The organism is Microbacterium sp. VKM Ac-2923 (genome assembly GCF_022815605.1).
GTDB lineage: Bacteria > Actinomycetota > Actinomycetes > Actinomycetales > Microbacteriaceae > Microbacterium.
Genome location: NZ_JALGRP010000020.1, coordinates 1 through 24,485 on the forward strand (window position 1 = coordinate 1; position 24,485 = coordinate 24,485).

20 protein-coding genes are annotated in these 24,485 nt (G+C 70.4%); 15 read left to right on the forward strand and 5 right to left on the reverse strand.

The window, feature by feature from the left end; translation table 11 throughout:
* The first annotated feature begins 173 nt into the window (after nucleotides 1-173).
* Genes MT347_RS17585 through MT347_RS17595 form a run of 3 tightly spaced genes read left to right on the forward strand, consistent with a single transcriptional unit; the run spans nucleotide 174 to nucleotide 2,744 of the window.
* A complete protein-coding gene (locus tag MT347_RS17585) occupies nucleotides 174-1,169 on the forward strand; it encodes a carbohydrate ABC transporter permease (RefSeq protein ID WP_243502638.1) in 996 nt (331 codons plus the stop codon).
* A complete protein-coding gene (locus MT347_RS17590; protein ID WP_243502639.1) occupies nucleotides 1,166-2,098 on the forward strand; it encodes a carbohydrate ABC transporter permease in 933 nt (310 codons plus the stop codon). Before MT347_RS17585 ends, MT347_RS17590 begins: the two co-directional genes overlap by 4 nt.
* A 19-nt stretch (nucleotides 2,099-2,117) precedes the next feature.
* Nucleotides 2,118-2,744 (forward strand): LacI family DNA-binding transcriptional regulator, encoded by a 627-nt coding sequence (locus MT347_RS17595; protein WP_243502640.1) that lies wholly within the window; start codon nucleotides 2,118-2,120, stop codon nucleotides 2,742-2,744.
* A 61-nt stretch (nucleotides 2,745-2,805) separates the two neighbouring features.
* Here MT347_RS17595 and MT347_RS17600 read toward each other — a convergent pair whose 3' ends face one another.
* Nucleotides 2,806-3,885 carry a cation diffusion facilitator family transporter gene (locus MT347_RS17600; RefSeq protein WP_243502641.1) on the reverse strand — a complete coding sequence of 360 codons (1,080 nt, stop codon included), beginning with the start codon at nucleotides 3,883-3,885 and terminating at the stop codon, nucleotides 2,806-2,808.
* On the reverse strand, nucleotides 3,882-4,244 hold the full coding sequence (locus MT347_RS17605) for a metalloregulator ArsR/SmtB family transcription factor (RefSeq protein WP_243502642.1): 363 nt from the start codon (nucleotides 4,242-4,244) through the stop codon (nucleotides 3,882-3,884). The genes MT347_RS17600 and MT347_RS17605 overlap by 4 nt, the downstream gene beginning before the upstream one ends.
* Before the next feature lie 149 nt (nucleotides 4,245-4,393).
* On the opposite strand from MT347_RS17605, the gene MT347_RS17610 reads away from it, so the two are divergent.
* The 10 genes from MT347_RS17610 to MT347_RS17655 all read left to right on the forward strand — a co-directional run bounded on the left by MT347_RS17610 (nucleotide 4,394) and on the right by MT347_RS17655 (nucleotide 18,569).
* Nucleotides 4,394-4,720, forward strand: coding sequence for a PTS sugar transporter subunit IIB (locus MT347_RS17610; RefSeq protein ID WP_243502643.1), 327 nt, complete (start codon nucleotides 4,394-4,396; stop codon nucleotides 4,718-4,720).
* A 19-nt stretch (nucleotides 4,721-4,739) separates the two neighbouring features.
* Nucleotides 4,740-5,015 carry an HPr family phosphocarrier protein gene (locus MT347_RS17615; protein ID WP_243502644.1) on the forward strand — a complete coding sequence of 92 codons (276 nt, stop codon included), beginning with the start codon at nucleotides 4,740-4,742 and terminating at the stop codon, nucleotides 5,013-5,015.
* 53 nt (nucleotides 5,016-5,068) lie between these two features.
* Complete coding sequence (ptsP, locus tag MT347_RS17620) at nucleotides 5,069-6,766, forward strand: phosphoenolpyruvate--protein phosphotransferase (protein ID WP_243502645.1); 1,698 nt, start codon at nucleotides 5,069-5,071, stop codon at nucleotides 6,764-6,766.
* A gap of 102 nt (nucleotides 6,767-6,868) precedes the next feature.
* Nucleotides 6,869-8,533, forward strand: a complete 1,665-nt coding sequence (locus MT347_RS17625) for a PTS mannitol transporter subunit IICB (RefSeq protein WP_243502646.1) — start codon at nucleotides 6,869-6,871, stop codon at nucleotides 8,531-8,533.
* A 104-nt stretch (nucleotides 8,534-8,637) separates the two neighbouring features.
* Nucleotides 8,638-9,075, forward strand: a complete 438-nt coding sequence (locus MT347_RS17630; RefSeq protein ID WP_243502647.1) for a PTS sugar transporter subunit IIA — start codon at nucleotides 8,638-8,640, stop codon at nucleotides 9,073-9,075.
* Nucleotides 9,072-10,223, forward strand: a complete 1,152-nt coding sequence (locus tag MT347_RS17635; RefSeq protein ID WP_243502648.1) for a mannitol-1-phosphate 5-dehydrogenase — start codon at nucleotides 9,072-9,074, stop codon at nucleotides 10,221-10,223. Before MT347_RS17630 ends, MT347_RS17635 begins: the two co-directional genes overlap by 4 nt.
* A 151-nt stretch (nucleotides 10,224-10,374) precedes the next feature.
* Nucleotides 10,375-11,142, forward strand: a complete 768-nt coding sequence (locus tag MT347_RS17640) for an alpha/beta hydrolase (RefSeq protein ID WP_243502649.1) — start codon at nucleotides 10,375-10,377, stop codon at nucleotides 11,140-11,142.
* Between the two features lie 514 nt (nucleotides 11,143-11,656).
* Nucleotides 11,657-15,988, forward strand: a complete 4,332-nt coding sequence (locus MT347_RS17645; protein WP_243502650.1) for an LPXTG cell wall anchor domain-containing protein — start codon at nucleotides 11,657-11,659, stop codon at nucleotides 15,986-15,988.
* A gap of 71 nt (nucleotides 15,989-16,059) precedes the next feature.
* Nucleotides 16,060-17,574 carry a SpaH/EbpB family LPXTG-anchored major pilin gene (locus tag MT347_RS17650; RefSeq protein ID WP_243502651.1) on the forward strand — a complete coding sequence of 505 codons (1,515 nt, stop codon included), beginning with the start codon at nucleotides 16,060-16,062 and terminating at the stop codon, nucleotides 17,572-17,574.
* Between the two features lie 11 nt (nucleotides 17,575-17,585).
* Nucleotides 17,586-18,569 carry a class C sortase gene (locus tag MT347_RS17655; RefSeq protein WP_243502652.1) on the forward strand — a complete coding sequence of 328 codons (984 nt, stop codon included), beginning with the start codon at nucleotides 17,586-17,588 and terminating at the stop codon, nucleotides 18,567-18,569.
* 156 nt (nucleotides 18,570-18,725) lie between these two features.
* On the opposite strand, the gene MT347_RS17660 is transcribed toward MT347_RS17655, so the two are convergent.
* From MT347_RS17660 to MT347_RS17670, 3 genes are read right to left on the reverse strand one after another with little or no spacing between them, the layout of a single operon-like run.
* On the reverse strand, nucleotides 18,726-20,387 hold the full coding sequence (locus MT347_RS17660) for a tripartite tricarboxylate transporter permease (protein ID WP_243502653.1): 1,662 nt from the start codon (nucleotides 20,385-20,387) through the stop codon (nucleotides 18,726-18,728).
* 12 nt (nucleotides 20,388-20,399) lie between these two features.
* A complete protein-coding gene (locus tag MT347_RS17665; RefSeq protein ID WP_243502654.1) occupies nucleotides 20,400-20,951 on the reverse strand; it encodes a tripartite tricarboxylate transporter TctB family protein in 552 nt (183 codons plus the stop codon).
* A complete protein-coding gene (locus tag MT347_RS17670; protein ID WP_243502655.1) occupies nucleotides 20,948-21,964 on the reverse strand; it encodes a tripartite tricarboxylate transporter substrate binding protein in 1,017 nt (338 codons plus the stop codon). Before MT347_RS17670 ends, MT347_RS17665 begins: the two co-directional genes overlap by 4 nt.
* 169 nt (nucleotides 21,965-22,133) lie before the next feature.
* Between MT347_RS17670 and MT347_RS17675 the strand changes: the two genes are divergently transcribed.
* Both MT347_RS17675 and MT347_RS17680 read left to right on the forward strand, forming a co-directional pair.
* Entirely contained in the window at nucleotides 22,134-23,708 is a 1,575-nt protein-coding gene (locus MT347_RS17675; protein WP_243502656.1) for an ATP-binding protein, read from the forward strand.
* On the forward strand, nucleotides 23,708-24,385 hold the full coding sequence (locus MT347_RS17680) for a response regulator (protein WP_243502657.1): 678 nt from the start codon (nucleotides 23,708-23,710) through the stop codon (nucleotides 24,383-24,385). The genes MT347_RS17675 and MT347_RS17680 overlap by 1 nt, the downstream gene beginning before the upstream one ends.
* Nucleotides 24,386-24,485 lie beyond the last annotated feature (100 nt).

A 24,485-nucleotide genomic window follows, 5' to 3' on the forward strand; every position in this document is an offset into this window, starting at 1 on the left:
GCGCCAGGAAGAGCCATGGAGTGGCCGCCCAGTCGTGAGAGGCCATCACCCGACTCCGGCGCCGCCGGGGCCGCCCCCGGGGGGGGGGGGGGGGGGGGCCCCCCCCCCCCCGCCCCTGACATCTCCCCTCCCCCACCTTTCGGACACCTCACATCGACGTCAGGCGGTTAGCGATGGCCATTGTCAGTGCCTTGCTCTCGGTGGTTGCGGGCCTCGCGATCACGTTCATCATCTATTGGGCTCTCAACTGGGTCGTGGAGCGGGCCCAGGAGAAGTGGAAGAAGCGACTCCTCCCCTACGTGTTCATCGGTCCGGTCCTGCTGCTGATCGGCCTGTTCCTGGTCTACCCGGCCGTTCGCACCTTCTTCTCCAGCTTCATGGAGCAGGGTCAGCGGCGAGGCGAGGGCGACACGTTCGTGGGCCTGCAGAACTACATCGAGCTCTTCACGAGCCCCGACTTCCTCTCGGTGCTGGTCAACAACGTCCTGTGGGTGCTGTTCGTGCCGGCGCTCGCCGTGATCGTCGGCCTTCTGGTGGCGATCCTCGCCGACCGCGTGGGACCCCGGCGCGAGAAGTCGTTCAAGTCGATCATCTTCCTCCCCATGGCGATCTCGGCTGTCGCGGCCGCCGTGGCATGGCGGTTCATCTACTTCTACGCCCCTCCCGGGAATCCCCAGATCTACCTGCTCAACGCGATCTGGACGTCCGTGACCGGGAGCGAGCCCGTGCCGTGGCTCACCATCGACGCGGGCCGCTTGAACAGCTTCCTGCTCATGGCGATCGTCATCTGGCTGCAGGCCGGGTTCGCGATGGTTCTGCTCTCCTCGGCCATCAAGGGCGTGCCGGAGGAGACCATCGAGGCCGCCCGCCTCGATGGGGCGACGGAGCGCAAGACGTTCTTCTTCGTGATCATCCCGCAGATCCGGGGCACCATCATCGCGGTGTTCGTGACGATCCTCATGACGGTGATGAAGCTCTTCGACATCATCTACGCGATGACCGGTGGCCAGTACAACACCAGCGTGCTCGCGGTCGATTTCTACAACCAACTCTTCAGCTTCCAGAACCCCGGCAAAGCCGCCGCGGTCGTCATGGTCCTGATGATCGCCGTCACCCCGGTGATCGTCTACCAGGTGCGGAGCTACAAGGCGCAGGAGGAACTCCGATGACCATCACCCCCGCTCCCGTCGTCGATCAGACGCTGCGAGAAGAGAAGCGCGCGAAGAAGAAGGGCGACGTCGTCGAACCGCGCCGACCCCACATCCTCGTCACCGTCATCCTCGGAGTCATCGCCGTCGCCTGGCTGTTCCCGCTGGTCGGGGTGGTCGTAACCAGTCTTCGCACCAAGGGCGCCGCGGATGCCACGGGCTGGTGGACCGTCCTGATCGATCCCGCCGGCGCCGGGTGGACCGGCGCGAACTTCGCCGAGGCGTTCACGAGCCTGAACTTCGGCACGAACTTCTTCAACTCCATCGCGGTGGCCGTCCCCGCCACCGTCCTGCCGATCATGTTCGCCGCGATGACGGCTTACGCCTTCACGTTCCTCGAGTTCCGCGGCAAGGAGGTGTACTTCGCGATCATCCTGTCGCTGCTGGTCGTGCCGGTGCAGATGGCGATCATCCCGATCCTGCAGCTGTTCGTGTGGATCAAGGACACCACCGGCGTGGAGATCATCGGCCAGTACCCCGCTGCCTGGATCGTGCACGCGGCCTTCGCCATGCCGCTGGCGATCTACATCCTCCGCAACTACATGTCCACTCTTCCCAACGCGCTCATCGAAGCGGCGCGCGTCGACGGTGCCAGCCACTTCCAGATCTTCTGGCGCCTCGTCGTGCCGATGTCCGTCCCCGCCCTGGCGTCGTTCGCGATCTTCCAGTTCCTCTGGGTGTGGAACGACTTCCTCGTGGCGTACATCTTCATCGGGTCAGGGCCCAATGCCGTCCTCACCCAGGGGCTGTACGACCTGCTGGGTCAGTACGGGCAGGGATGGCAGCGCGTCGCCGCGGGCTCGATCATCACGGTCGTCGTCCCGCTCATCCTGTTCTTCGCCCTCCAGCGTTACTTCGTCCGCGGCCTCACCGCCGGGTCGGTCAAGTAGCGATCGAACGGAGAAGACGATGAACGCGGCGGCACAGCCCGCTCCCCGGGGTGTGCCGCCGCACTCGCCCACCATCGCCGACGTGGCGCGTCTCGCCGGCGTCGCCAAGACGACGGTGAGCTACACCCTCAACGATTCGGGATTCGTGTCGGCGGAGAGGCGGGCCCGCATCCTCGCCGCTGTCGAAGAGCTGGGATACCGTCCCAACACCCATGCGCGCGCGCTCCGTCTCCGCCGGGCCGGTCGCATCGGCGTCGTCTGCGCGGACCTCGCAGAGGGGTCCGCCGCCCGCATCATCAACGGGATCCGTGCCGCCGCACGACCGCACCGGCTCACCGTGGTGCTCCTCGAGGAAGAGCCGCCCGGCGATACCACCCCGACACCGGTGCCCGGCCCCGACGTCGACGGAGTCATCGTCTGCGAGCCCCGTCGCGGTCGGGAGAACGCCTCGTCGACGATGCTCCCCACCGTCGATGTGGCGCTGTGGGAGGTCGGCGACTCGACCTCGCCGGAGAGCGTCGGGGGCGCCGCGGTGGACCAGCTCGTCGAAACGATGGACGCCACGATGCCCCGCATTCCGAGCCCCCCACCCGGGCAGCGGCGGCACAACGGCGCCGCCAAGAACCCGCGTCCCCCTCGAACGTGAGCCCTCGTCCGGCCGCATCCGGCGGGCGATGCGGGGACGCGTCCTGCTCAGAACCGCACGGTCATACTGCCGAATCGACGTCCTCGGGCTCTGCCGTGCGCCGAGGGCTGCGGACTGCGGGGATGACGGTGAAGTCGTCCACGTTGCCCACCGCTTGGCGCACGTGCGCGGCCGCGTGCGCGGCGATGCGTCCGGCGCCCGCCAGGTCGACGGCGTCGACCTCGACCGTGGCGGACCCGGTCAGTCGGTGTCCGACCCATCGCAGCCGGACGCGACCGACCACCTCGACCCCGGTGGTGCGCGCCAGAGCTTGCTCCGCCCTCTTCACGAGCGCGGGATCGATGGCATCCATGAGACGTGCACCGATCGCCCTCACCGTCCCCCCGAGCAGGATCATGATCGACACCGATATCAAGAGGCCGATGATCGGGTCGGCGAGGGGGAATCCGAGGAGGATGCCGATCGCGCCGAGCACCACAGACAGGGACGTGAAGCCGTCGAGTCGCGCATGGACCCCGTCTGCGACGAGCGCCGCCGAGCCGATCCTGCGTCCGACCCGGATGCGGTAGATCGCGACGACCTCGTTTCCCACGAACCCGATCAGGCCCGCAGCCACGAGGAGCCACGGGTGCTCGATCGGCCGAGGGAAGATGAACCGGTCGATGGCCTGCCAACCCGCGACGGCCGCGGAGAGGGCGACGACGAACACGATGAACATGCCCGCCAGGTCCTCCGCGCGACCGTACCCGTAGGTGTAGCGCCGGTCGGCGGCCCGACGACCCAGGACGAACGCGATCCACAGCGGCACCGCGGTGAGCGCGTCGGCGAAGTTGTGGATGGTGTCGGCCAGCAGCGCGACAGACCCGGTGAACGCCACGACGATCGCCTGCAGCACAGTCGTGGCGAGAAGCACGAGCAGGCTGATCTTCAGCGCCCGGATGCCCGCCGCGCTCGCCTCCATCGCATCGTCGATGGAGGCGGCGGAGTCATGGGTGTGGGGGACGAACAGGTCGTGGAGGAACCCCCTCACACCCCCGTGCGGATGCGCGTGCGGGTGCGCGTGTTCGTCGTGATCCTGACCGTGCTCGTGGTCGTGTCCGAGGCCGCCCGGCCAAAGACCGGGGCGCCGGTGCCCGCTCATGCGGGAGGCTGCTCGGGCGCGTGGTGGGAGGGCTGGCCGAGAACGTGCTCGGCCTGCTTCACGGCGTCGATGACGAGCTGCGACGCGTGCTCGTCCGTGAGGCGGTAGAACACCGTCGTCCCCTCGCGACGAGTCGACACCATCCGCGCCATGCGCAGCTTCGCCAGGTGCTGCGACACTCCCGCAGAGCTTTTGTCGACCGTCCCCGCGAGGTGGTTCACACTAAGTTCGCCCGCACGGCGCAGAGCGAGGATGATCCTCACCCGCGTCGCGTCCGCGAGCATCGCGAACACCTCCACCGCGAGCTCGACGTACTCCGAATCCGGGCCGAGTCCGCATACCTGCTTATCTACGTGCATGCGAAGATACTACATCCCGGATCCCGACGAGGATCCCCGGACGCGACGTGATCCCCCACCCGCCGACGCCCGTTCCGGGGGGTGGGAAACGAACCTGGTTGTCCCCTGGGAACGCCGAGCGGAGAATTGTCGAGGAGAAAGGCCGGTCGATGAGGATCCTCGTGGTGTGCGGAGCGGGTGCGTCGAGCACGTTCGTGGCGCAGCGCGTCCGTCGTGCTGCACAGGAACGGGGGATGGACCACTCCGCGTCGGCCGGGACCGCGCGGTCCCTCCCGATCGACCTCGACTCCGCCGACCTCGTCCTCGTCGGGCCGCACCTGGCCACCGATCTCGATCGCATCCGGGACGATGCCGCGAGGCGGGGCGTGGTGGTCGTGCTCCTGCCCGATGACATCTTCGCCGACGTCACCGGCGCCCGGACCCTCGCCCTGGTCGAAGAAGCCCTGCGCGTCCGCGAGCCCGCGGACACGATGTGAAATCGACGGAAAGGACTCCATGCCACACCTGACCCGCACCGTCCGCATCGGATCGTCGCACGGCCTGCACGCCCGCCCCGCGAAGCTCTTCGCGCAGGCGGCGAAAGAGTCCGGTATCCCCGTGACGATCGCGAAGGATGCCGGGAGGCCGATCAATGCGGCGAGCATCCTGGGCATCATCGCCCTGGGCCTCGAGTACGGCGACTACGTCACGCTCACCGCCGACGGCGATGCCGCCGAGGCCACGATCGACCGCCTCAGCGAACTCCTGACCACCGACCACGACGCCGAGTAGGACGCCGCGTGATGACGCCGGCGGAAGACGCCCAGCAAAGGAAATCAAGCACCATGACGGAACTCCGTGGAGTCGGAATCGGACTGGGCGTCGCCCAGGGACCCATCGCGCGCATGGCCGAGCCCCTGGCCGCCCCGAAGGACGTGAAGAGCCAGCTCAGCCTCGACGACGAGACGGCGCGCGTACGTGAGGCCGTCGCCGCCGTCGCCCGTGAGCTCGAAGCCCGAGGCGCCCAGGCCGGTGGCGCCGCGCGCGACGTGCTCGAGGCGCAGGCGATGATCGCCGAGGACCCGACCCTCGAGGCCGAGGTCGACTCCCGCCTGGCCGCGGGCAAGACCGGCGAGTTCGCCGTGCACGACGCCTTCGCCTCGTTCCGCGAGCAGCTCGTCGCCCTCGGCGGCTACCTCGGCGAGCGCGCGGCCGATCTCGACGACGTCGCCCAGCGCGTGATCGCGCGTCTGCGGGGCGTCGCCGCCCCCGGCATCCCGGATCCTGGTCACCCGTTCGTGCTCGTCGCCAAGGACCTCGCCCCGGCCGACACCGCGCTGCTCGACCTCGACAAGGTGCTCGCGCTCGTCACGACCGAGGGCGGGCCCACCTCTCACACGGCCATCCTCGCCCGCGAGAAGTCGATCGTCGCGGTCGTCGGCGCCGCGGGGGCGAAGGACCTCGTGGACGGGCAGTCGGTGATCGTCGACGCCGCCGCCGGTGTCGTCATCGTCGACCCGACCGACGACGAGAAGGCACGCGCCCTCACCCGTGCCGCCTCCCGTGCCGCCGCGGCATCCGCTCCGATCACCGACGGCGCCCTCGCCGACGGCACGAAGGTGCCTCTGCTGGCGAACCTCGGCAAGCCGGGCGGCGCCGCCGAGGCCGTCGAGCTGGGCGCCGAGGGCGTGGGTCTGTTCCGCACCGAGTTCCTCTTCCTCAGTTCCAGCTCCGCCCCCACGGTCGAGGAGCAGCGCGCGGCCTACACCGAGCTGCTCAGCACCTTCCCCGGCAAGAAGGTCGTCGTGCGCGTGCTCGACGCCGGAGCCGACAAGCCCCTCCCCTTCCTCAACGACGCCCACGAGGAGAACCCCGCCCTGGGTCTGCGGGGCCTGCGCGCCCTGCGCGCGAGCGAGGACATCCTGCGCGAGCAGCTCACCGCCCTCGCGGAGGCGGATGCCGCGACGCGCAAGACCGAAGCCGGCCCCGCCGACCTCTGGGTCATGGCGCCCATGGTGTCGACCGTCGAGGAGACCCGCTATTTCACCGCCCTGGCGAAGGACTACGGGCTGAAGACCACCGGGGTCATGGTCGAGGTGCCCTCGTCGGCGCTGCTGGCCGACCGCATCCTGCAGATCGCCGACTTCGCCTCGATCGGCACCAACGACCTGACGCAGTACACCCTCGCCGCCGACCGCCTGCTCGGCTCGGTCGCGTCGTTCCAGGACCCGTGGCATCCGGCCGTCCTCCGCCTCATCCGCGAGGTCGGGGCCGCCGGCCGCACCCAGGGCAAGCCCGTCGGCATCTGCGGCGAGGCGGCGGCCGACCCGCTGCTGGCCGTGGTCCTCGTCGGGCTCGGAGCCACCACGCTGTCGATGGCTCCGACCGCCCTCGCCGACGTGCGCGCGAGCCTGCTCACCCACACCCTCGACGACGCCCGCCGCATCGCGGAGGCAGCCCTGGCCGCCGACGACGCGGCATCCGCTCGCGAGGCGGCTCAGGCCGCTTCCACCTCCTCCGAGACCGCGCCCGCGGCCTCCTGAGTCCGGAAGGTGGCTCCGGCCCCCTTCCACCGAACACCGGCGGCGCGAGCCGCTCCCCCCACCGCACGGCGACCCCGTGCACCACACCAAGGAGACACAGCAATGACGACGACGTCAGCCACCAAGAAGCCGGGAGGGGCTCGGATCGCCGTACAGCGATTCGGAACGTTCCTCTCCGGCATGATCATGCCGAACATCGCGGCATTCATCGCATGGGGTTTCATCACCATGCTCTTCATCCCCGCCGGGTTCTTCGGCGCCAACAGCCCCTTCGGCTGGCACTGGTCGCCGGTCGCCGAGATCCTCGGCGGCGGAGGTGACGCCGCGGTCATCAACTGGCCCGGCGCCATGACCGCGCTCACCGCGACCGAAGACGGCACCACCTACCAGGGTTACGTCGGTCTCGTCAGCGTCATGATCACGTACCTGCTGCCGCTGCTCATCGCCAACACCGGTGGGCGCATCGTCTACGGTGCGCGCGGTGGCGTCGTGGCGACCATCGCCGTGATGGGTGTCATCGTCGGCACCAACATCCCGATGTTCCTCGGCGCGATGATCATGGGCCCGCTCGCGGCCTGGATCACCAAGCAGATGGACCGGCTGTGGGACGGCAAGATCCGCCCCGGCTTCGAGATGCTCGTGAACAACTTCTCCGCCGGCATCCTCGGTATGGTCCTCGCGATCGTCGGCTTCTTCGCCTTCGGTCCGGTGTTCCTCGGCATCAGCGCCGTCCTCGGCAGCATCGTGGCGTTCCTCGTGCAGTTCAACCTGCTGCCTGTTCTGTCGATCATCGTCGAGCCGGCCAAGGTGCTGTTCCTCAACAACGCCATCAACCACGGCGTGTTCACCCCGCTCGGCATCGAGCAGGCCGCGGAGAGCGGCAAGTCGATCCTGTTCCTCATCGAGGCCAACCCCGGCCCCGGCCTGGGTCTGCTCCTCGCCTTCACCTTCTTCGGTGTGGGGGCGGCGAAGGCCTCGGCGCCCGGCGCGATCATCATCCAGTTCCTCGGTGGCATCCACGAGATCTACTTCCCGTACGCCCTCGCAAAGCCCATGACGATCCTCGCCCTGATCGCCGGTGGCGCCTCGGGTGTCGCCACGAACATGATCTTCCAGGGTGGCCTGGCCTTCCCGGCCGCGCCCGGCAGCATCATCGCCGTCACCGTCGCCGCCATCGGCGCCGGCCCCGCGAACCTCCTGGTGGTCTACCTGTCGGTGGTCGTCGCCGCCGTCGTCACCTTCCTCGTGGCGGGCGTCATCCTGCGCGCCTCGCGCAAGCGCGACCAGGAGGCCGAGGGCGACAGCTTCGCGGCAGCGATCGACCAGACCGCCGCCAACAAGGGCAAGGAGTCCGCAACGCTCGGGGCTCTGCGCACCCGCACGGCGGGCACCACCGGTTCGGGCACCACCGAGGCGGCCGACCGCGCCGTCGACGGCGCTCTCGGCGGGCTCGGCGGCGGTGTCGCCACGAAGCAGCTGAGCAACATCGTGTTCGCCTGCGACGCCGGTATGGGCTCGTCGGCGATGGGCGCGAGCGTCCTGCGCAACAAGATCAAGAAGGCGGGCCTCGACGGGGTCACGGTCACCAACCAGGCGATCGCGAACCTCGACGGCTCCGCCGACCTGGTCATCACGCAGAACCAGCTCACCGACCGCGCGAAGGCGCAGTCGCCCGACTCCGTGCACGTGTCGGTGGACAACTTCATGAACTCGCCGCGGTATGACGAGGTCGTGCAGATGGTCCGCGAGCAGCACGAAGCGAAGTAACACCCCTATCACGGAGGGGCCGGGGCGTCAGCACCGGCCCCTCCGCCTTCCCGTCCGGCCCGCGATTTGCGAGGCTGGACAGCACGACGAGAAAGGCGAGAACCATGTCAGACGTGCTCCGCATCGAATCCGTCCACATCCACCCCGGGAGCGCCTCCCGCGAGGAGGCGATGAAAGAGGCCGCCGACCTGCTTCAGGCCGCAGGTTCCGTCACCGCCGACTATTTTGCGGCCATGCAGCAGCGTGAAGAGACCGTGTCGACCTACATGGGCAACGAGCTCGCGATCCCCCACGGCACGAACGAGACCAAGCAGGCCATCCTCACCTCGGGCCTGTCGGTCGTCCGCTACGACGGCGGCGTCGACTGGGGCGGCGAGCCGGTGACCTTCGTCGTCGGCATCGCAGGCAAGGGCGACGAGCACCTCGAGATCCTGTCGCAGATCGCCATCCTCTTCTCCGAGGAGGACGACGTCGCGCGCCTCAAGGCCGCCTCCTCCCCCGACGAGCTCTACGAGGCCCTCTCCGGGTCCGTCAACGCATGAAGGCCGTCCACTTCGGCGCCGGCAACATCGGTCGCGGCTTCGTCGGCCTGCTGCTGCACGAGGGCGGCTACGACCTCGTCTTCTCCGACGTCTCGGCGGCCCTCGTCCAGGCCATCAACGACGCGTCGTCGTACACCGTCCACGAGGTGGGCGAGGGCGGCGTAGACAAGGAGGTGACCGGTTTCCGCGCGATCGACAGCTCGGTGGATGCCGAGGCACTCGTCGACGAGATCGCCACGGCCGACGTGGTCACCACCGCCGTCGGCCCGACGATCCTGAAGTTCGTGGCCCCTCACATCGTCGCGGGCCTGGCGCTTCGCGACCCCTCCCTCGCGCCGCTGCAGATCATGGCGTGCGAGAACGCGATCGGTGCGACCGCCCAGCTGCGTGAGCACATCGTCGCCATCGCCGCCGAGTCGTGGGACGCCCTAGCCTCCCGTGCCGTGTTCGCCAACACCGCCGTGGACCGCATCGTGCCGGCCCAGGCACAGGGCGGCGTCGACGTCACCGTCGAGCCGTTCTACGAGTGGGCGATCGAGCGGGCGCCGTTCGGCGACACCCCTCCGCACATCCCGGGCGCGCACTTCGTCGACGACCTCGAGCCCTACATCGAGCGGAAGCTCTTCACGGTCAACACCGGGCACGCCACCACGGCGTACTTCGGGGCGCAGGCGGGTATCGACCGCATCTCCGACGCCCTCGCCGACCCCGCGATCGCGGCCCGGGTCGAGGCGGCGCTCGAAGAGACCAGCGCGCTGCTGGTCGAGAAGCACGAGCTCGACGCCACGGTGCAGGGCGAGTACCGCGCGACGATCCTGCGTCGATTCCGCAACGCCGCCCTGCCCGACACGGTGTGGCGCGTGGGCCGTCAGCCCCTGCGCAAACTCTCGCGGCACGAGCGCTTCGTCGGTCCGGCCGCCGAGGCCGTCGAGCGGGGTCTGCCCGTCGACGCCCTCGTCGCCGCGATGGACGCCGCCCTCGAGTTCACGGATGCCGAGGACGCCCAGGCCGTCGAGCTGCAGCGCCTTCTGCGCGAACGCGACGCGGAGGCGTTCACGGCCGAGGTGACCGGTCTCGACGCGGCGCACCCGTTGTCGGCCCGGATCGTCGAGGTCGTCGCGGCTCGTCAGGCCGCGCTCGCCGACTGAGCCGTCACGGCCGGGACACCGCCGCCCGATGCGTCGCCGAGTGCGCCGCGTCGGGCGGCTGTCGTTTCGCCTGTTCACACCGCTGAAGGCGGATTCCGAGCCCCGGCCGCAAGCCCGTCGCCGCGGCGGTTCCGGGGGTTACGCTCGAGACGTGACCGACCGTGAGCTCCCGTCCGCGATCCGCCCCCGTCGCCGCCGGTGGCTGCGGTGGGTGCTCGGGGGCCTCGGCGCCGTCGTCGTGCTCCTGGTCGGCGGCATCCTGATCTACACCCAGGTGGGCGTCATGGGAGCCGAGCCCGGCCCGCTCGCCGAGGCGGAACAGAACACCGGGCTGACGATCACCGACGACGGCGCCGGCATCGTCCTCTCCCCCACCACCGGGGCGACCGGCCAGGGCCTGGTGTTCATCCCGGGCGCGAAGGTCGAGGCCGAGGGCTACATCGCGACCCTCGCCGACACGGTCGTCGATGACGGCATCACGGTCGTCATCACCCGCCCGTGGCTGAACCTCGCGTTCTTCGATCCACGGCCACTGTCGACGTTCACCGACCTCGCCCCCGACGTCACCACCTGGGCGGTCGGCGGCCACTCCCTCGGCGGGGTGCGTGCGTGCCAGCTGGCCTCCGACGCCGACGCACTCGTGCTCTTCGCCTCCTACTGCGCGAACGACCTGTCGGCATCCGAGCTGCCGGTCCTGAGCCTCTCCGGCTCCGAGGACGGCCTCAGCACCCCACAGAAGATCACGGATGCCAAGGGGCAACTGCCCCCGACGGCGACCTTCGTCGAGATCCCCGGCGCCTCGCACGCCTCCTTCGGTGCGTACGGTCCGCAGCCCGGCGACGGGACTCCCACCGCTGACCCCGCAGAGGTGGATCGCGTGATCGCGGAGCAGCTGGGCGGGTTCTTGCCGCGCAGCTGAACGGGGGCGGCGGAGAGAAGCGTGCTCGCTCCCGGCGCCACATCGCCGACGCGACAAGGCGGAGGCGTCCCGATGAGCCCTCCGTCGATTTCCGGCGCCGCCTTTCACGCCGACGTCAAATCACCCTCGTCCATTGTCCCGCGGCCGCGACAACGGCGAGAGAACACACGACGATCGTCGGAGACCGACCGTTTCCGCTCACTGGGTAAAGCATCTCCGGACTCTTAGGCTGCGGAATCCGCGAGGTAGATCCCTGTCCTCCCCTGCGTCTCAGGCGACGATCGGGGCGACGTTTCGGAAATCACCGCGACACAAAAAGAAAGTTCCGGACGTTGTCCGAAAAGGTTGCGTGCGAGCCAATTGCTTGCCCTATAGTTTGAAAAGTACCGGTCCCGAGGCTCTTAATGAATCGACGGATACTGGATATTGAATAGCTCGCCGCATGCTCCCTCGTCGAGCTGCCCCGTCCAGATTCCGACACCCCACGCGACGCCGTCCGTCGCGCGAGAGGCCCATGTTCTCGTCCCGTCGCTTCGTCACGCGTCCCACCCGCGCGCGCGCCGCCTCCACCGCCGCCGCGGTGGCCGTGCTGGCGCTGCTGCTGGGTTCCGGTGTGACGCCGGCCAGCGCGTCGGCGACCACCACCCCCACGCCGTCCCCCGCGGAGTCCGCGCCGGCGGCCGTCTCGCCCGCGCCCACCTCCGCGCCGACCGCATCGTCGTCCCCCTCGGCATCCGGCGCTGCGACGCCCTCACCGGCCCCCGGTGCAGAGCCCGTCGAAGCGACCCCGACGCCGTCCGATCCCGGTGACGACACGCCCGCACCCGCCGCTCCCTCGGCCGGGACGAGTCCGAGCCCGTCGCCCAGCGCGAGCCCCCGGATCACGGCGTCCATCCCCCCGTCCGCCGGGAACCCCAGCGACACCCGAGAGCGCGCGCCCCCCGCCAGAAGCGCACTCGCCGCCCGCTCGAGCGTCGGCATCCTCGCGGCCGGGATCCCCGAGGCGCCCGCGGAGGCGTGGATCGAAACCTTCGAGCAGGGCCTGAACACCACGACCCCGTCCTCGATCACCGCGTACGCGAGCGGGCGGTACACCGTCTCGACAGGGTGGGCGACCGGCACCACCTGCACCGGCGTGCTGGTGAACTATTCGGCGGTCTACCCGAACGCGCAGTTCTGCCCGAGCCAGGCGCTGTTGAACATCCCCGTGTCGACGGCCTCGGCGCGAGAGGTCCGCCGTCTCGCCGACGTCCTCGGCCAGGTCGCCACCGGCACCACGGGCTCGACCACCGCAACGGCGCCCGCCAACGGCTCGACCGCCACGACACGCGCGAACCACGCTCTCGTCGACCTCCCCTACGCGGCGGTCACGAGCACGACCGTGGCGCAGACCGCCAGCGGAATCGGAATCAGCGCCGCCGGATCGCGGTACTACACGCTGCGCTTCGACGCGGCAGCGGCGCCCTGCAGCACCACGGCCGCACCGGCGCTGTCGCTCTCCCTGTTCTCGGGCACCGCGACGCTGCTGGCTCCCTTCTCCACCGCCGTGAACCCGTGCACGATCACGGGCAACGTCTTCTACACATCCCCCACGCAAACGGCATCCGGCGGACTCCTCGACCCCGCGGTCACCACCTCGGCGCGTGCCGCGACCTTCACGGGCACCTCGGCCGCCCTCCTCACGCCCGCGCAGATCGCCGCAGCCCAGGTGCGCCTGACCAACACCACCACCGGCACCGGCAGCGGGTTCGGCGTCGACAACCTGCGCGTGCTCGATGTCACCCCCAGTCTCGACTGGTCGTTCAGCCCCGCGAGCGTCCCCGTCGGGACGGCCTCGACGCTGACCTACACGATCACCAATACGTCCGACGCCATCGCCAAGAACGACTGGACCTTCACCAACACGCTCCCCGCGGGCGTCACCGTCGCTCCCACTCCCGCGGTCGGCGGCACCTGCGCCCAGGTCACGGGAACCGCGTTCGCCGTCACCGCCCTCGCCGGGTCGTCCGGCATCGCCGTCGCCGGTGGCGACCTGGCGACCGGCGCGTCCTCCTGCACGATCACGGTGAACGTCGTGGCATCCACCGAGGGCACGTACACCAACGCCGCCGGTAACGTCGTCACCCCCCTCGTCGCGCCCGACGCCGCCACCCTCACGGTCACGCCCGCCTCGCGCCTCACCATCCGCAAGAACCTGCCCGCGCGCCTGGCCTCCACCGATCAGTTCACGCTGTCTCTGCGCAGCGGCACCACCGTCATCGCGTCGGCGACGACCACCGGCACCGCGACGGGGGTGCAGGCGGCGCAGGTGTCGCGCCAGATCGTCGAGTCCGGCGCCACGTACACGATCGCCGAGGTGCCGACCGCCGGCGCCGCGCTCGGATACGCAAGCTCGTACGAGTGCACCCGCGACGGAACCGTGATCGCGACCGGCAGCTCCCGCTCGGGCCCGCTCACCATGCCGCAGGACGACGGCGCCGAGGTCGTCTGCACGTTCACCAACACGGTGCAGCAGCCGCGCCTGTTCTGCGACAGCGGCCTGTTCTACGGCGTCACGACGAACGGTGCCCTCATCCAGGCCGACGGCGCCGGCGGTGGCCAGGCCACCGTCGGCACGTGGAGCAACGTGACCGGAGCGAACTCCCTCGGTGTCGCCGCCGGCGGCGCCGGTGCGTACGCCCTCAATCGGTCGACGGATGCCGTGAACGTCTCATCCGTGCTGAAATGGTCGCCGACCGGGGGCTTCGAGACGCTCGCGAACACGGCGTACACCACGGCGGACCGCGCCGGCACGGCCATCGGCGGCAGCGTCGTCGCCGGAGCCATCGACCTCGCGACCGGCCGCTATCTCTTCGGCAAGTACAACAACGGGTCCTTCTACCTGTGGAGCTTCACGGAGTCCGCCCCCGCGGCATCCCGCTTCGTCTACCTCGGATCGTTCAGCGCCGGCAGCGCCCCCAACGGCAACGGCGACATGGCGTTCGACAACCGCGGCAACCTGTACATCCTGGGAGCTGCCACGGTCAACAACGCCAGCAGCGCCGCCATCTTCACCGTCACCGCCGACGTCCTGGCCGGTGCCACCGGCGGCACCCTCGCCGTCAGCACCTCGACGACGCGCACCCTGATCGGACTGGATGCCACGCCTGCCTTCGGCAGCGTCAACGGCATCGCCTTCTCGCCCCGCGGCACGGTCTACCTGTCGAGCAACACCAGCACCTACGAGTTCGACCCGACCACGTGGACGCGCGTCTCGGGCAGCCCCCGCATCGACTTCGCCTCGACCGACCTGGCCAGTTGCAACAGCCCCGGCACGGTCACCGTGCAGAAGAACGTCGTCGGGCGGGCGGCGACCGCCGACCAGTTCCAGCTCACCCTCGCCGACGCCAACGGCGCGCTCGGCACAGCGACCACCACGGGAACCACCATCGGCCGACAGGCGGCGCAGGTGGGCCCCTTCCCCGCCACTATCGGCTCGACGCTGACGGTGTCGGAGACGATGGCGACAGGATCCACGTCGGCCATCGGCGCCTACACGGTGCGTCTCGAGTGTTGGACAGACGGCATCCGGATCGCGAACGCCAGCGCCACCAGCACCACCATCACGATGCCCGACCGCTTCGGCGCGAACGTCGTGTGCACGTTCTTCAACTCCCCCGCACCCGTCGCCACGGTCACGGTGACCAAACGCGTCCTCGACCCCGCGACCGGCCAGTCGGCACCCGCGGCCGGCTGGAGCCTGGGCGCAGCCGCCACGGCGACCGCCGGCACCGCCACCGTTCTGCCCAGCGAAGCGCCGCGTCAGCTCAGCGACGCCGCGGGCAACGCGGTGTGGAGCGTCCTCTTCGGTTCTGCGGCATCCCGTGCCACCCTCACGATCTCGGAGGTGCAGCAGACGCGCTTCACCTTCGTCAGCGGCACGTGCACGGTGAACGGCACAGCGACGGCCGTGACCTTCACGACCACGGGCGGGGTGGTCAGCGGCACCATCGCCGGCGTCGGACCCTCGGCGGTCGTCGCGTGCACGCTCGTCAACCAGTCGATCACCTCGCTCACCCTGGTGAAGACGGTCTCGTCGGGCTCGGCCCCCGCCACCGACTGGACGCTCTCCGCAACCGCCCCCACGGGTGCGCTCGCGGGACCGACCGGCCGCACGGGCAGCGCCGCGGCCACGAACATCCCCGTCTCACCCGGTCGGGCCTACCGGCTGGCCGAGACCGGAACCAACGCGGCCTACGTCCAGGTCGGGGCGTGGCGATGCGTGGAGTCGACGGGGGCCGAGGTGACCGTCACGGCCGCGGGCGACGTGACGCTGCGCACGGGCGCCGCCGTGACCTGCACGGCCACGAACGCCACCGCCACCATGACGGTGCTCAAGGACGTCACCGCTCCCAGCCCCGGCTTCGTCCCCTCGACCTGGACCGTCACGGCCGCCCCCGCCGCCCTCGCCGGCGCATCGCTGCCGACTCAGAGCCGCGTGGGCGCCGCGTACGACCCCGTCGCCGGCAACGCGGCGAGCACCTTCGAGGTGCGCCCGGGGCACGGGTACACCCTGTCGGAGGCGCCCACCGTGTCCGGGACGCGCTTGGCGTATCTCACCCTCCGCCTCGAACGACTCGACGGCTCCACGTGGACCACGGTCGCCGGTCGCAGCGTGACGGCTCCCGCCGCCGGACAGAGCGTCATCTACCGCTTCGTCAACGCCCCGGTCGTCGGCCCCGTCCTGCCCCTGACGGGCGGCGTCGGCGCCGACACGTTCGTCATCGCCGGAGGCCTCCTGCTCGCCCTCGCCGTCGCGGGCGCACTGATCCATCGCAGACGCAGGGGAGGGAGCCTTCCGACGTGAACCCTCCCGTCGCGCGACGCCGCCGACCGCACCACTTCCGCATCACCGATCACCTTCCGAGAGGAACCACCATGTCCATCCGCAAGAAAGCGGCAACCGTTCTGAGCGTCCTCGCGCTCGGGGCCCTCACCGCCGTCGGGGCCGTCGCTCCCGCATCGGCTGTGACGCTGCCGGGCAACATCGACTCGACGGTCAACCGCACCCTCACGCTGCACAAGCACGCGCTCGGACCCTCGACGCCGCTGAACCCGACCTCGACGGGCCAGCAGCTGGCCACGCCGCCGGCAGACCCGCTGGCGGGAGCGCAGTTCACCGCGACGCTCGTGTCGGGCGTCGACCTGACCACGTCCGCCGGGTGGACGCAGGCCGCCTCGCTGACGCCGGCGCAGGCCGCCCAGCGTCCCAACACGGTGAGCTTCGTCTCGTCGGTCTCCAACACCGCCGGTGTCGCGACGTTCTCGCCCGACCCGGCGCTGTACCCGACCGGCCTGCCCATCGGCGTGTACCTGATCACCGAGACCCAGCTGCCGGCCACCGCCACCAACCCGGCAGCGCCGTTCCTGGTGACGCTGCCGACGCCCACCGGCGCTGCGGGCTCGCCCGCCAACCAGTGGATCTACGACGTGCACGTGTACCCGAAGAACGCCGTCACGCAGCTCACGAAGACGCGCGTTCCCGCCCCGGCCGGGTCCGTCGAGCAGCGCAACCCCGACCTGATCCGTTGGGCGATCGCCTCCTCGATCCCGACGCTCGCCACCGGTGACGCGATCGACGTGTTCACCCTGACCGACGTGCTCCCCTCGGAGCTGACCTACCTGACGGCGGCGACCGTTCCCTCGGGCGTCACGCCGTCGAACGTCGTGGTCACGAACGCTTCCGGTACCGCTCAGACGTTCGCCGAGAACACCGACTACACGATCACGAACACCGGGGGCACCCTGACCCTCGACTTCACCGCGGCCGGCCGCGCGCGTCTCGCGGGCTTGCAGGGCGGAACCGTGACGTTCAACGTGCTCACGCGCGCCACGGCCATCCCGGCCAACGGCGTGATCGTCAACACTGCGCGCGCCAACGTCAACGGTGCGACCGAGGAGGTCACCGGCAGCACGCCGATCGGCCAGCTCACCGTGTCGGCCTACACCACTTCGAACGGCTCCCGCGTGCCGCTCGCGGGGGCGGTCTACCAGGTGTTCCTCACGGAGCAGGATGCCATCAACGGCGCCAACCCGATCGTCATCAACGGGGCGACCAACTGGACGACCGGCGCCAATGGCAACGTCATCGTGCCGATCATCACGCCCGGCAGCTACTGGGTCCGTGAGATCACCTCGCCGACCGGGTACCAGCTGCCCTCGCCCGATCGCATCCTGACCGCGGTCGTGCCCGGCCCGTCCTCGACCACCGCGCCCGTGCGCAACTACGTCGAGTTCGCGCACAACCAGGTGCCCGCGTTCGCCCTGCCCATCACGGGTGGCGACGGCGGCCTGTGGTTCGGCGTCGGTGGCGCTGCCCTGCTGACCGCCATGGTCGGTGCGGCGTTCGTCGTGTCGCGTCGCCGCGCCCGCGCGGTGCAGGCCCCGGCCTAAGGCATCACCGCATGAACGAGGGGACGATGGTGCGGCAGGACGCCGCACCGTCGTCCCCTTCGTCGGCTCCGCTGCGACGAGATCGACGTCGCCCGAAGTGGAAGCTGTCGCTCGTCTCCCTCGCTCTCGCGGTGGGCGCCCTCGCCGGGGTGAGCCTGCTGATGTACCCGACGGTGGCCGCGTGGTTCGCGCAATACGTGCAGTCGCAGGTCATCGACGGGTACTCCGATCAGATCCGCGACCTCGGCGCCGACACGCTCGCCGACCAGCTGGCCGCCGCGCGGGCCTACAACGATCGCCTGATCGACGGCGGGGCGGAGATCGCCGCAAACGAGCGTCTCCCCCTGGCCAATTCCCCGGATCAGACCAGCGACTACGCCGAACAGTTGCGATCGGATGCCGCGGGCCTCATGGCCCGGCTGAAGATCCCCACGATCGCCGTCGACCTCCCCGTCTATCACGGCACCAGCGAGCAGGTGCTCTACGAGGGTGTCGGCCACCTCGAGGGGACCGCGCTGCCCGTGGGCGGCGAGACCACGCACTCGGTGCTGACGGCCCACCGGGGGCTCGCGACCGCCGAGCTGTTCACCCACCTCGACCGCGTGGGCCTCGACGACACCTTCACCATCGAAGTGTTCGGCGAGGTGCTCGTCTACCGCGTCGTCGACACGCGCGTCGTCGAGCCGGAGGACACCGAGTCGCTCGCCCCGGTCGTCGGCCGCGACCTCGTCACCCTCGTGACGTGCACGCCGCTGGGCGTGAACAGCCATCGCATCCTCGTGACCGGCGAGCGCGTCATCCCGACGCCGCAGTCCGAGATCGACGGGGCAGGCGCCCGCCCCGACATCCCCTCGTTCCCGTGGTGGATCTTCGTCCTCGTCGGCTCCGTCCTGGCTGCGGGCCTCTACGTCTGGTGGGCCGGTCGACCGCCGCGCCGCGTCGCCGCGATGCGGCCTGAACGCACGAGGGTCTCAGACGCACCGGATGCGGCCTGACGGCATCCGCGGACACGGCGCACTCGAGCGCTCTCCGCAGTTCTTGCGAGCGTGGCCCGCGCCGTGCCCCCTCACGACGAATGTCCACGACACACCGGCTGCCCAGCAATGGCAGCAGCGTGTCGTGGACACTCGACGAAGGGGTCCGGCGCGCGATTACTCCCGAGGCGGCTCGTCCCGGGCGGCGCGGGCTTGCTCGGCGGCGATCTCCGCGCGGATCGACTCGGTGCGCACATCGGTCGGGCGCTCGCCCGACTCCCACAGATGGTCGACCCCGGCCTGCGGGTGCCCCTCGGTGGCGGCGAGCGACGCCTCGAGCGCCCGCTCGAAACGGCTCTGCCGACGCTTGAGCCAGAGACCCACGACCAGGAACACCGCCAGCAGCACGTACGCCGACGCGGCGAAGGGGTGCAGCACGAGATCGGCGACGTTGCCCTGGCTCAACTGCAGCGCCTTGCGCAGCTGCTGCTCACCCATCGGCCCCAGGATCAACCCCACGATGAGCGGCGCGATCGGGAAGCCGAAGCGCCGCATGAAGTACCCCAGAGCACCGACGACCAGCAGGATGACGATGTCGAGCGTCGAGAAGCTCACCGCGTACGCGCCCAGCACCGCGAAGGTGAGGATGCCGGCGTAGAGGTAGGGCCGCGGGATCTGCAGCACCTTCACCCACAGTCCCGCCAGCGGCAGGTTCAGAACGATGAGCAGCACGTTGCCGATGTACAGGCTCGCGATCAGCGCCCACACCAGGTCACCCTGGTTCTGGAACAGCTGGGGCCCGGGCTGGATGCCGTACGACTGGAAGGCCGTGATGATGATGGCCGCGGTGGCCGTCGTCGGCAGGCCCAGGGTGAGAAGCGGCACGAGCACGCCCGCCGCGGCGGCGTTGTTGGCCGCCTCGGGTCCGGCGACGCCCTCGATCGCTCCGCGACCGAACTGCCCCTTGTTCTTCGACAGCTTCTTCTCGCTCGCGTACGACAGGAAGGTCGCCACGTCCGCTCCACCGGCGGGGATGGTGCCCACGGGGAAGCCGATGAAGGTGCCGCGCAACCACGGCTTCCACGAGCGCCGCCAGTCCTCGCGCGTCATCCAGTTGCGCCAGCCCCGCGTGACCGGGATCACCGGGATCGGTCCGTGCCGCAGGCGCGCGGCGACGTAGAGGGTCTCGCCCACCGCGAACAGCCCGACGGCCACGAGCACGACGCTCACACCGTCCGACAGCGCGAGCACGCCCATCGTGTACCGCGCCTGGCCGGTTGTCGCCTCGGTGCCGATGAGGCCGACGAGCAGGCCGATGCCGAGCGAGGCCAGCCCGCGGGCGGGCGAGGAGCCGAGCAACGCACCGACGGTGATGAAGGCCACCACGATGAGGGCGACGAAGTCGGCCGGTGAGAGGTTGACCGCGAAACGCGCGAGCAGGGGGGCGAAGAGGGTCAACAGCACCGTGGCGATGGTGCCGGCCACGAACGAGCCGATCGCCGCCGTCGCCAGGGCCGCAGCCCCGCGACCGAGCTTGGCCATCTTGTTGCCCTCGATGGCGGTGATGACGGATGCCGATTCACCCGGCGTGTTGAGCAGGATGCTGGTGGTCGAGCCACCGTACATCCCGCCGTAGTAGATGCCCGCGAAGGTGATGATCGCCGCCGTCGGCGACAGCGTGTAGGTCAGTGGCAGCAGTAGTGCCACGGTCATGGCCGGGCCGATGCCCGGGAGCACCCCGACCGCGGTCCCGATGACCACGCCGAGCAGCGCGAACAGCAGGTACTCCGGCTGCAGCGCGGTGGCGAAGCCCTCCATGAGGGAGTTGACAGAATCCATGTCGACGGCCTCCTAGCCGAACAGGGGTCCGGGGCCGTACCACCAGTCGAAGGCAGCCCCGCGAGGAAGGAAGAGGCCCAGGCCCTCACCGAAGAGGAGCTGGGTGCCGATGCCGATGACGAGACCGGCGAGGAAGGCCGCCCAGGGGCGCTTGGCCCCGAGGGTCCACGCGACGCCGCCGAACAGGAGGGCTGCAACCATCCACCAGCCGAGCAGTTCGAGCAGCAGCAGCACGGCGACCATCAGCGCGACGAGCTTGAGGATCGTCCACCAGTCGGTCTTGGCATCCGGGTCTATGTCCTCGCCCTCCTCGCGCGGCGCGACCTTGCCGCGCAGCGCCGAGACGACGAGCGCAGCACCGGAGCCGAGCAGGATGAGGGCGACGGCGAAGGGGAACACCTGCGGGCCGATGGCCTGCCCCGCGGGAACGCGGATGGCGAAGGCCCCGACGAGGGCGAAGACGCCGAGACCGAATACGACGCCCGCGAAGATCGCGTTGCCGATGCGGTCGGCGCCCCACCGGGGGCGGACGGTGTCCGCCCCCGGTGACTCGGTGGTCGTCACGAGACCAACCCGATGTTCTTGAGAGTGCCCGACACGTCGACGATGTTCTCGTCGACGAACGAGGTGAACTCCTCACCCGTCAGGAAGGCGTCGGTCCAGCCGCGCTCCTCGAGCACGGTCTTCCACGCACCCGACTCGTGCATCTCAGTGACCAGGGCGGTGAGGCCCGCGGCATCCGCTTCGCTGATCCCCCCGGGCGCCAGCAGGCCCCGCCAGTTGGTGTAGACGACGTCGAAACCCTCGGAGGTCATGGTGGGCACGTCGGGAAGCAGCGTCGCGGCCTCCTCGCTCGACACGGCGAGGGCGCGCAGGTCGCCCGACTCGACGTACTCGGCGAACTCGCCCACGCCCGAGATTCCGGCCGCGGCGTTGTTGCCCAGCAGCAACGACACGGCCTCGCCGCCGCCGGCGTTCGGCACGTAGTTCAGCTTCTCGGTGATGTCGGCGCCGGTGAGTCCGGCCTCCTCGAGCAGCAGCCCCGCGAGGATGTGGTCGGCGCCGCCGGCGGAGCCGCCGGTGATCGTGACGCCCTGGCCGTCGGCTACGACGGCGTCGATCAGGTCCTTGAGCGTCTGGAACTCGCTCGCGGCGGGCACGACCACCACGAGCGGTTCCTCGGTGAGCCGGGCGATGGGGGTGGTGTCCTCGATGCGGTTCTCGGCGGCGTTCGTCTCGACGGCGCCGACCATCACCAGGCCCGTGACCATGAGGGTGTAGGGGTCGCGCTCGTTCGCCAGCGAGGCGAGACCGACGGTGCCGCCGGCTCCGCCGACGTTGCTGACGGCCGCGGTGCCGACCAGTCCGTCCCCGGTCAGCACGTCGGAGACGGCGCGACCGGTCTGGTCCCAGCCGCCGCCCGGGTCGGCGGGGACGACGATGTTCACCGAGTCGATCGCGGCGGCATCGTCCGAGGCGGCCGCTCCCCCGGCGCCCGCACCCTGCGGGTTGCAGCCGGTGAGGGCTGCGAGCGAGAGCGCTGCCAGGGGGACGAGGGCGATGGTGGTGCGACGCATGCGCAGTACTCCTCTTCGAGTTCGAGGAGGCGCCGTCGCCTCCCCGCTGATGGCTCACCGTAGACAGCACCGAAGTCGGCCGTCGCGCTTGTGCAACTAACGACGACTTCGGCAACTATTGGTCGCACGCCGGCCTGCGCCCGACGCGGGCGGCGAGGGAGAATGAACCGTGGTCCGAGCACTGTCGCTGAGACTGCAGCTGTTGCTGCTGCAGGCGCTGATCGTGTGCGTCGTGACCCTCGGCGCCGGCATCGTCACCGTCTGGATCCAAGAGAGCGCGATCCGCGACTCCTACCGCGAGCGCATGGTCGGGGTGGCGCTGTCGATCGCGCGCCTGCCCGTCATCGTCGAGGCGTTCGACGACCCCGACCCCTCGGTGGCGATCCAACCCGTGGCCGAGGTCATCCGCGAGGCGTCGGCGCTGACCTACGTCGTGGTGACCGACCTCGACGGCATCCGGCTGTCGCACCCGAACCCCGACCGCATCGGCGAGGGCGTGTCGACCGACCCGTCGATCCCCCTGTCGGGACAGGTGTGGTCGGGCACCGAGACGGGGACGCTCGGTGAGTCCTACCGGGTGAAGGTGCCGGTCTACGCCGACGGCGACGACGAGAGCGCCCCCGTGATCGGTTCGGTGTCGGTGGGAGTGCTCGAGTCCGAGCTCGCCGCCGATCTGCAGGCGCGCCTGCCGGGCCTGTTCCTCGCCTTCGGCGGCGCCGCGGTGGCCGGGGTCTTCGGCGCCGCGTGGGTCGCCGCCCTCATCCGCCGCCGCATCCTGGGGCTCGAACCCGATGAGATCGCCGAGCTGGTGGGCGAGCGCGAGACGATGCTGCACCGCCTCAGCGAGGGCGTGATCCGCGTCGACCACCGCGGCATCGTCACCAGCGCCAACGACGCGGCCGAGCGCCTCATCGGTCGGGGGACGTTGGGCGGACGCCGAGCCGACGAGACGCTCGACGGGCCGCTCCTGCAGGTGATGGAAGACGGCGAGCCCGAGGGGCGGCTGGTGTTGGCGGGCGAGCGTCCCGTCATCGCCCGCTCCACGGGGCTCCGCGACGACCGCGGCCGGATGGTCGGCGGCACGCTGCTGCTGCGCGATCACAGCGAACTGCACGAGGCGCTGCGCAGTATGGACGGGCAGCAGTCGCTCACCGAGGGGCTGCGCGCGCAGGCGCACGAGTTCGCCAACTCGCTGCACGTCGTGTCGGGCCTGCTCGAACTCGGCGCCTGGGACGACGCGCGGGAGTTCATCGCGCAGGTGCGACCGGGCGGCCCGTTGGATCCGGGACCGGATGCCGCGGCCCTCGGAAGCGAGCTGACCGCGTTGCTGTCGGTCAAGATCGCCCGCTCCCGGGAGCTCGACGTGCGGCTCGAGGTCGTGGCCCACGGCACTCCCCCGCCCGAGTCGGTCGGCGACCTCATCACCGTGGTCGGGAACCTCGTCGACAACGCCCTCGAGGCGTGCCGCCCCGGCGACCGGTTGCGGGTGACGGTGGATGCCACCGGCTCCTCGGTGCGCGTGCGGGTCGACGACAGCGGTGCCGGGGTACCCGATGCGCTGCGCGCGCACGTGTTCGACGAGGGCGTGAGCACGAAGGGCACGAACGCCCGTGCGCGCGGCATCGGTCTCGCCCTCGTGCGTCGCGTCGCCCGCCGTCGGGGCGGCGACGCCCGGGTCGAGCCGTCCCCGCTCGGTGGCGCGCGCTTCGAGGTGCTGCTGCCCGTGGCCGAGAGGGTGCCGTGATGCTGCGCGTGCTCGTCGTCGACGACATCCCCGCCGTGGCGTCGCTGCACGGCCGGTTCGTCTCGGCGCACCCCGCATGCGAGCTCGTCGGGACCGCCGGGAGCGGACCGGATGCCGTGACCGCGGTCGCCGAGCTGCGTCCCGATCGGGTGCTGCTCGACGTGCACCTCCCGGGATTCTCCGGGCTCGACGCGCTGCGATCGGTGCGCGCCGACGGCACGCTCACGCAACCGGAGGTGATCGCCGTGACCGCGGCGCGAGACGTCGACACCGTCCGCACCGCCCGGTTGATGGGCGTCCAGCACTACCTCGTCAAGCCGTTCACGGCCGGTGAGCTGCACACGCGGATCGACGATGTCCTGGCCGAGCGTCGAGCCTCCGCCGCGGTCGCGGGCTCACTCGACCAGCAGGGCGTCGACGCGGTGCTGCGGCCCGTGACCAAGCGCCCCCTGCCCAAGGGGCTGTCGCGCCCGACGCTCGATCTGGTGCGCACCGCCCTGGCCGAACTGGGATCGGCGAGTGCGGCCGAGGTCGCCGACCACCTCGGCCTGTCGCGCGTGAGCTGCCGCCGCTACCTCGAGCACCTCGCCGACGACGGCGGGTGCGCGCGCAGTCTCGACTACACCACCGCCGGGCGACCGAGCACGCGGTACACGGTCTCCGACCCGCGGGCGTGAGTGTCCAAAACACCCGGACGTTCCGAAGGTGGTCTCAGGTGGCTAGTGCAACACCGTTGATCAGTTCGGTCAGCATGACATGTGGGCTGCGGAAGTCGAG

Excerpts from the sequence above, each read along its gene's own strand:
- MT347_RS17585 (WP_243502638.1), top strand. The coding sequence starts at position 174 with ATGGCCATTGTCAGTGCCTTGCTCTCGGTGGTTGCGGGCCTCGCGATC.
- MT347_RS17590 (WP_243502639.1), top strand. The coding sequence starts at position 1,166 with ATGACCATCACCCCCGCTCCCGTCGTCGATCAGACGCTGCGAGAAGAG.
- MT347_RS17595 (WP_243502640.1), top strand. The coding sequence starts at position 2,118 with ATGAACGCGGCGGCACAGCCCGCTCCCCGGGGTGTGCCGCCGCACTCG.
- MT347_RS17600 (WP_243502641.1), bottom strand. The coding sequence starts at position 3,885 with ATGAGCGGGCACCGGCGCCCCGGTCTTTGGCCGGGCGGCCTCGGACAC.
- MT347_RS17605 (WP_243502642.1), bottom strand. The coding sequence starts at position 4,244 with ATGCACGTAGATAAGCAGGTATGCGGACTCGGCCCGGATTCGGAGTAC.
- MT347_RS17610 (WP_243502643.1), top strand. The coding sequence starts at position 4,394 with ATGAGGATCCTCGTGGTGTGCGGAGCGGGTGCGTCGAGCACGTTCGTG.
- MT347_RS17615 (WP_243502644.1), top strand. The coding sequence starts at position 4,740 with ATGCCACACCTGACCCGCACCGTCCGCATCGGATCGTCGCACGGCCTG.
- ptsP (WP_243502645.1), top strand. The coding sequence starts at position 5,069 with ATGACGGAACTCCGTGGAGTCGGAATCGGACTGGGCGTCGCCCAGGGA.
- MT347_RS17625 (WP_243502646.1), top strand. The coding sequence starts at position 6,869 with ATGACGACGACGTCAGCCACCAAGAAGCCGGGAGGGGCTCGGATCGCC.
- MT347_RS17630 (WP_243502647.1), top strand. The coding sequence starts at position 8,638 with ATGTCAGACGTGCTCCGCATCGAATCCGTCCACATCCACCCCGGGAGC.
- MT347_RS17635 (WP_243502648.1), top strand. The coding sequence starts at position 9,072 with ATGAAGGCCGTCCACTTCGGCGCCGGCAACATCGGTCGCGGCTTCGTC.
- MT347_RS17645 (WP_243502650.1), top strand. The coding sequence starts at position 11,657 with ATGTTCTCGTCCCGTCGCTTCGTCACGCGTCCCACCCGCGCGCGCGCC.
- MT347_RS17650 (WP_243502651.1), top strand. The coding sequence starts at position 16,060 with ATGTCCATCCGCAAGAAAGCGGCAACCGTTCTGAGCGTCCTCGCGCTC.
- MT347_RS17655 (WP_243502652.1), top strand. The coding sequence starts at position 17,586 with ATGAACGAGGGGACGATGGTGCGGCAGGACGCCGCACCGTCGTCCCCT.
- MT347_RS17660 (WP_243502653.1), bottom strand. The coding sequence starts at position 20,387 with ATGGATTCTGTCAACTCCCTCATGGAGGGCTTCGCCACCGCGCTGCAG.
- MT347_RS17670 (WP_243502655.1), bottom strand. The coding sequence starts at position 21,964 with ATGCGTCGCACCACCATCGCCCTCGTCCCCCTGGCAGCGCTCTCGCTC.
- MT347_RS17680 (WP_243502657.1), top strand. The coding sequence starts at position 23,708 with ATGCTGCGCGTGCTCGTCGTCGACGACATCCCCGCCGTGGCGTCGCTG.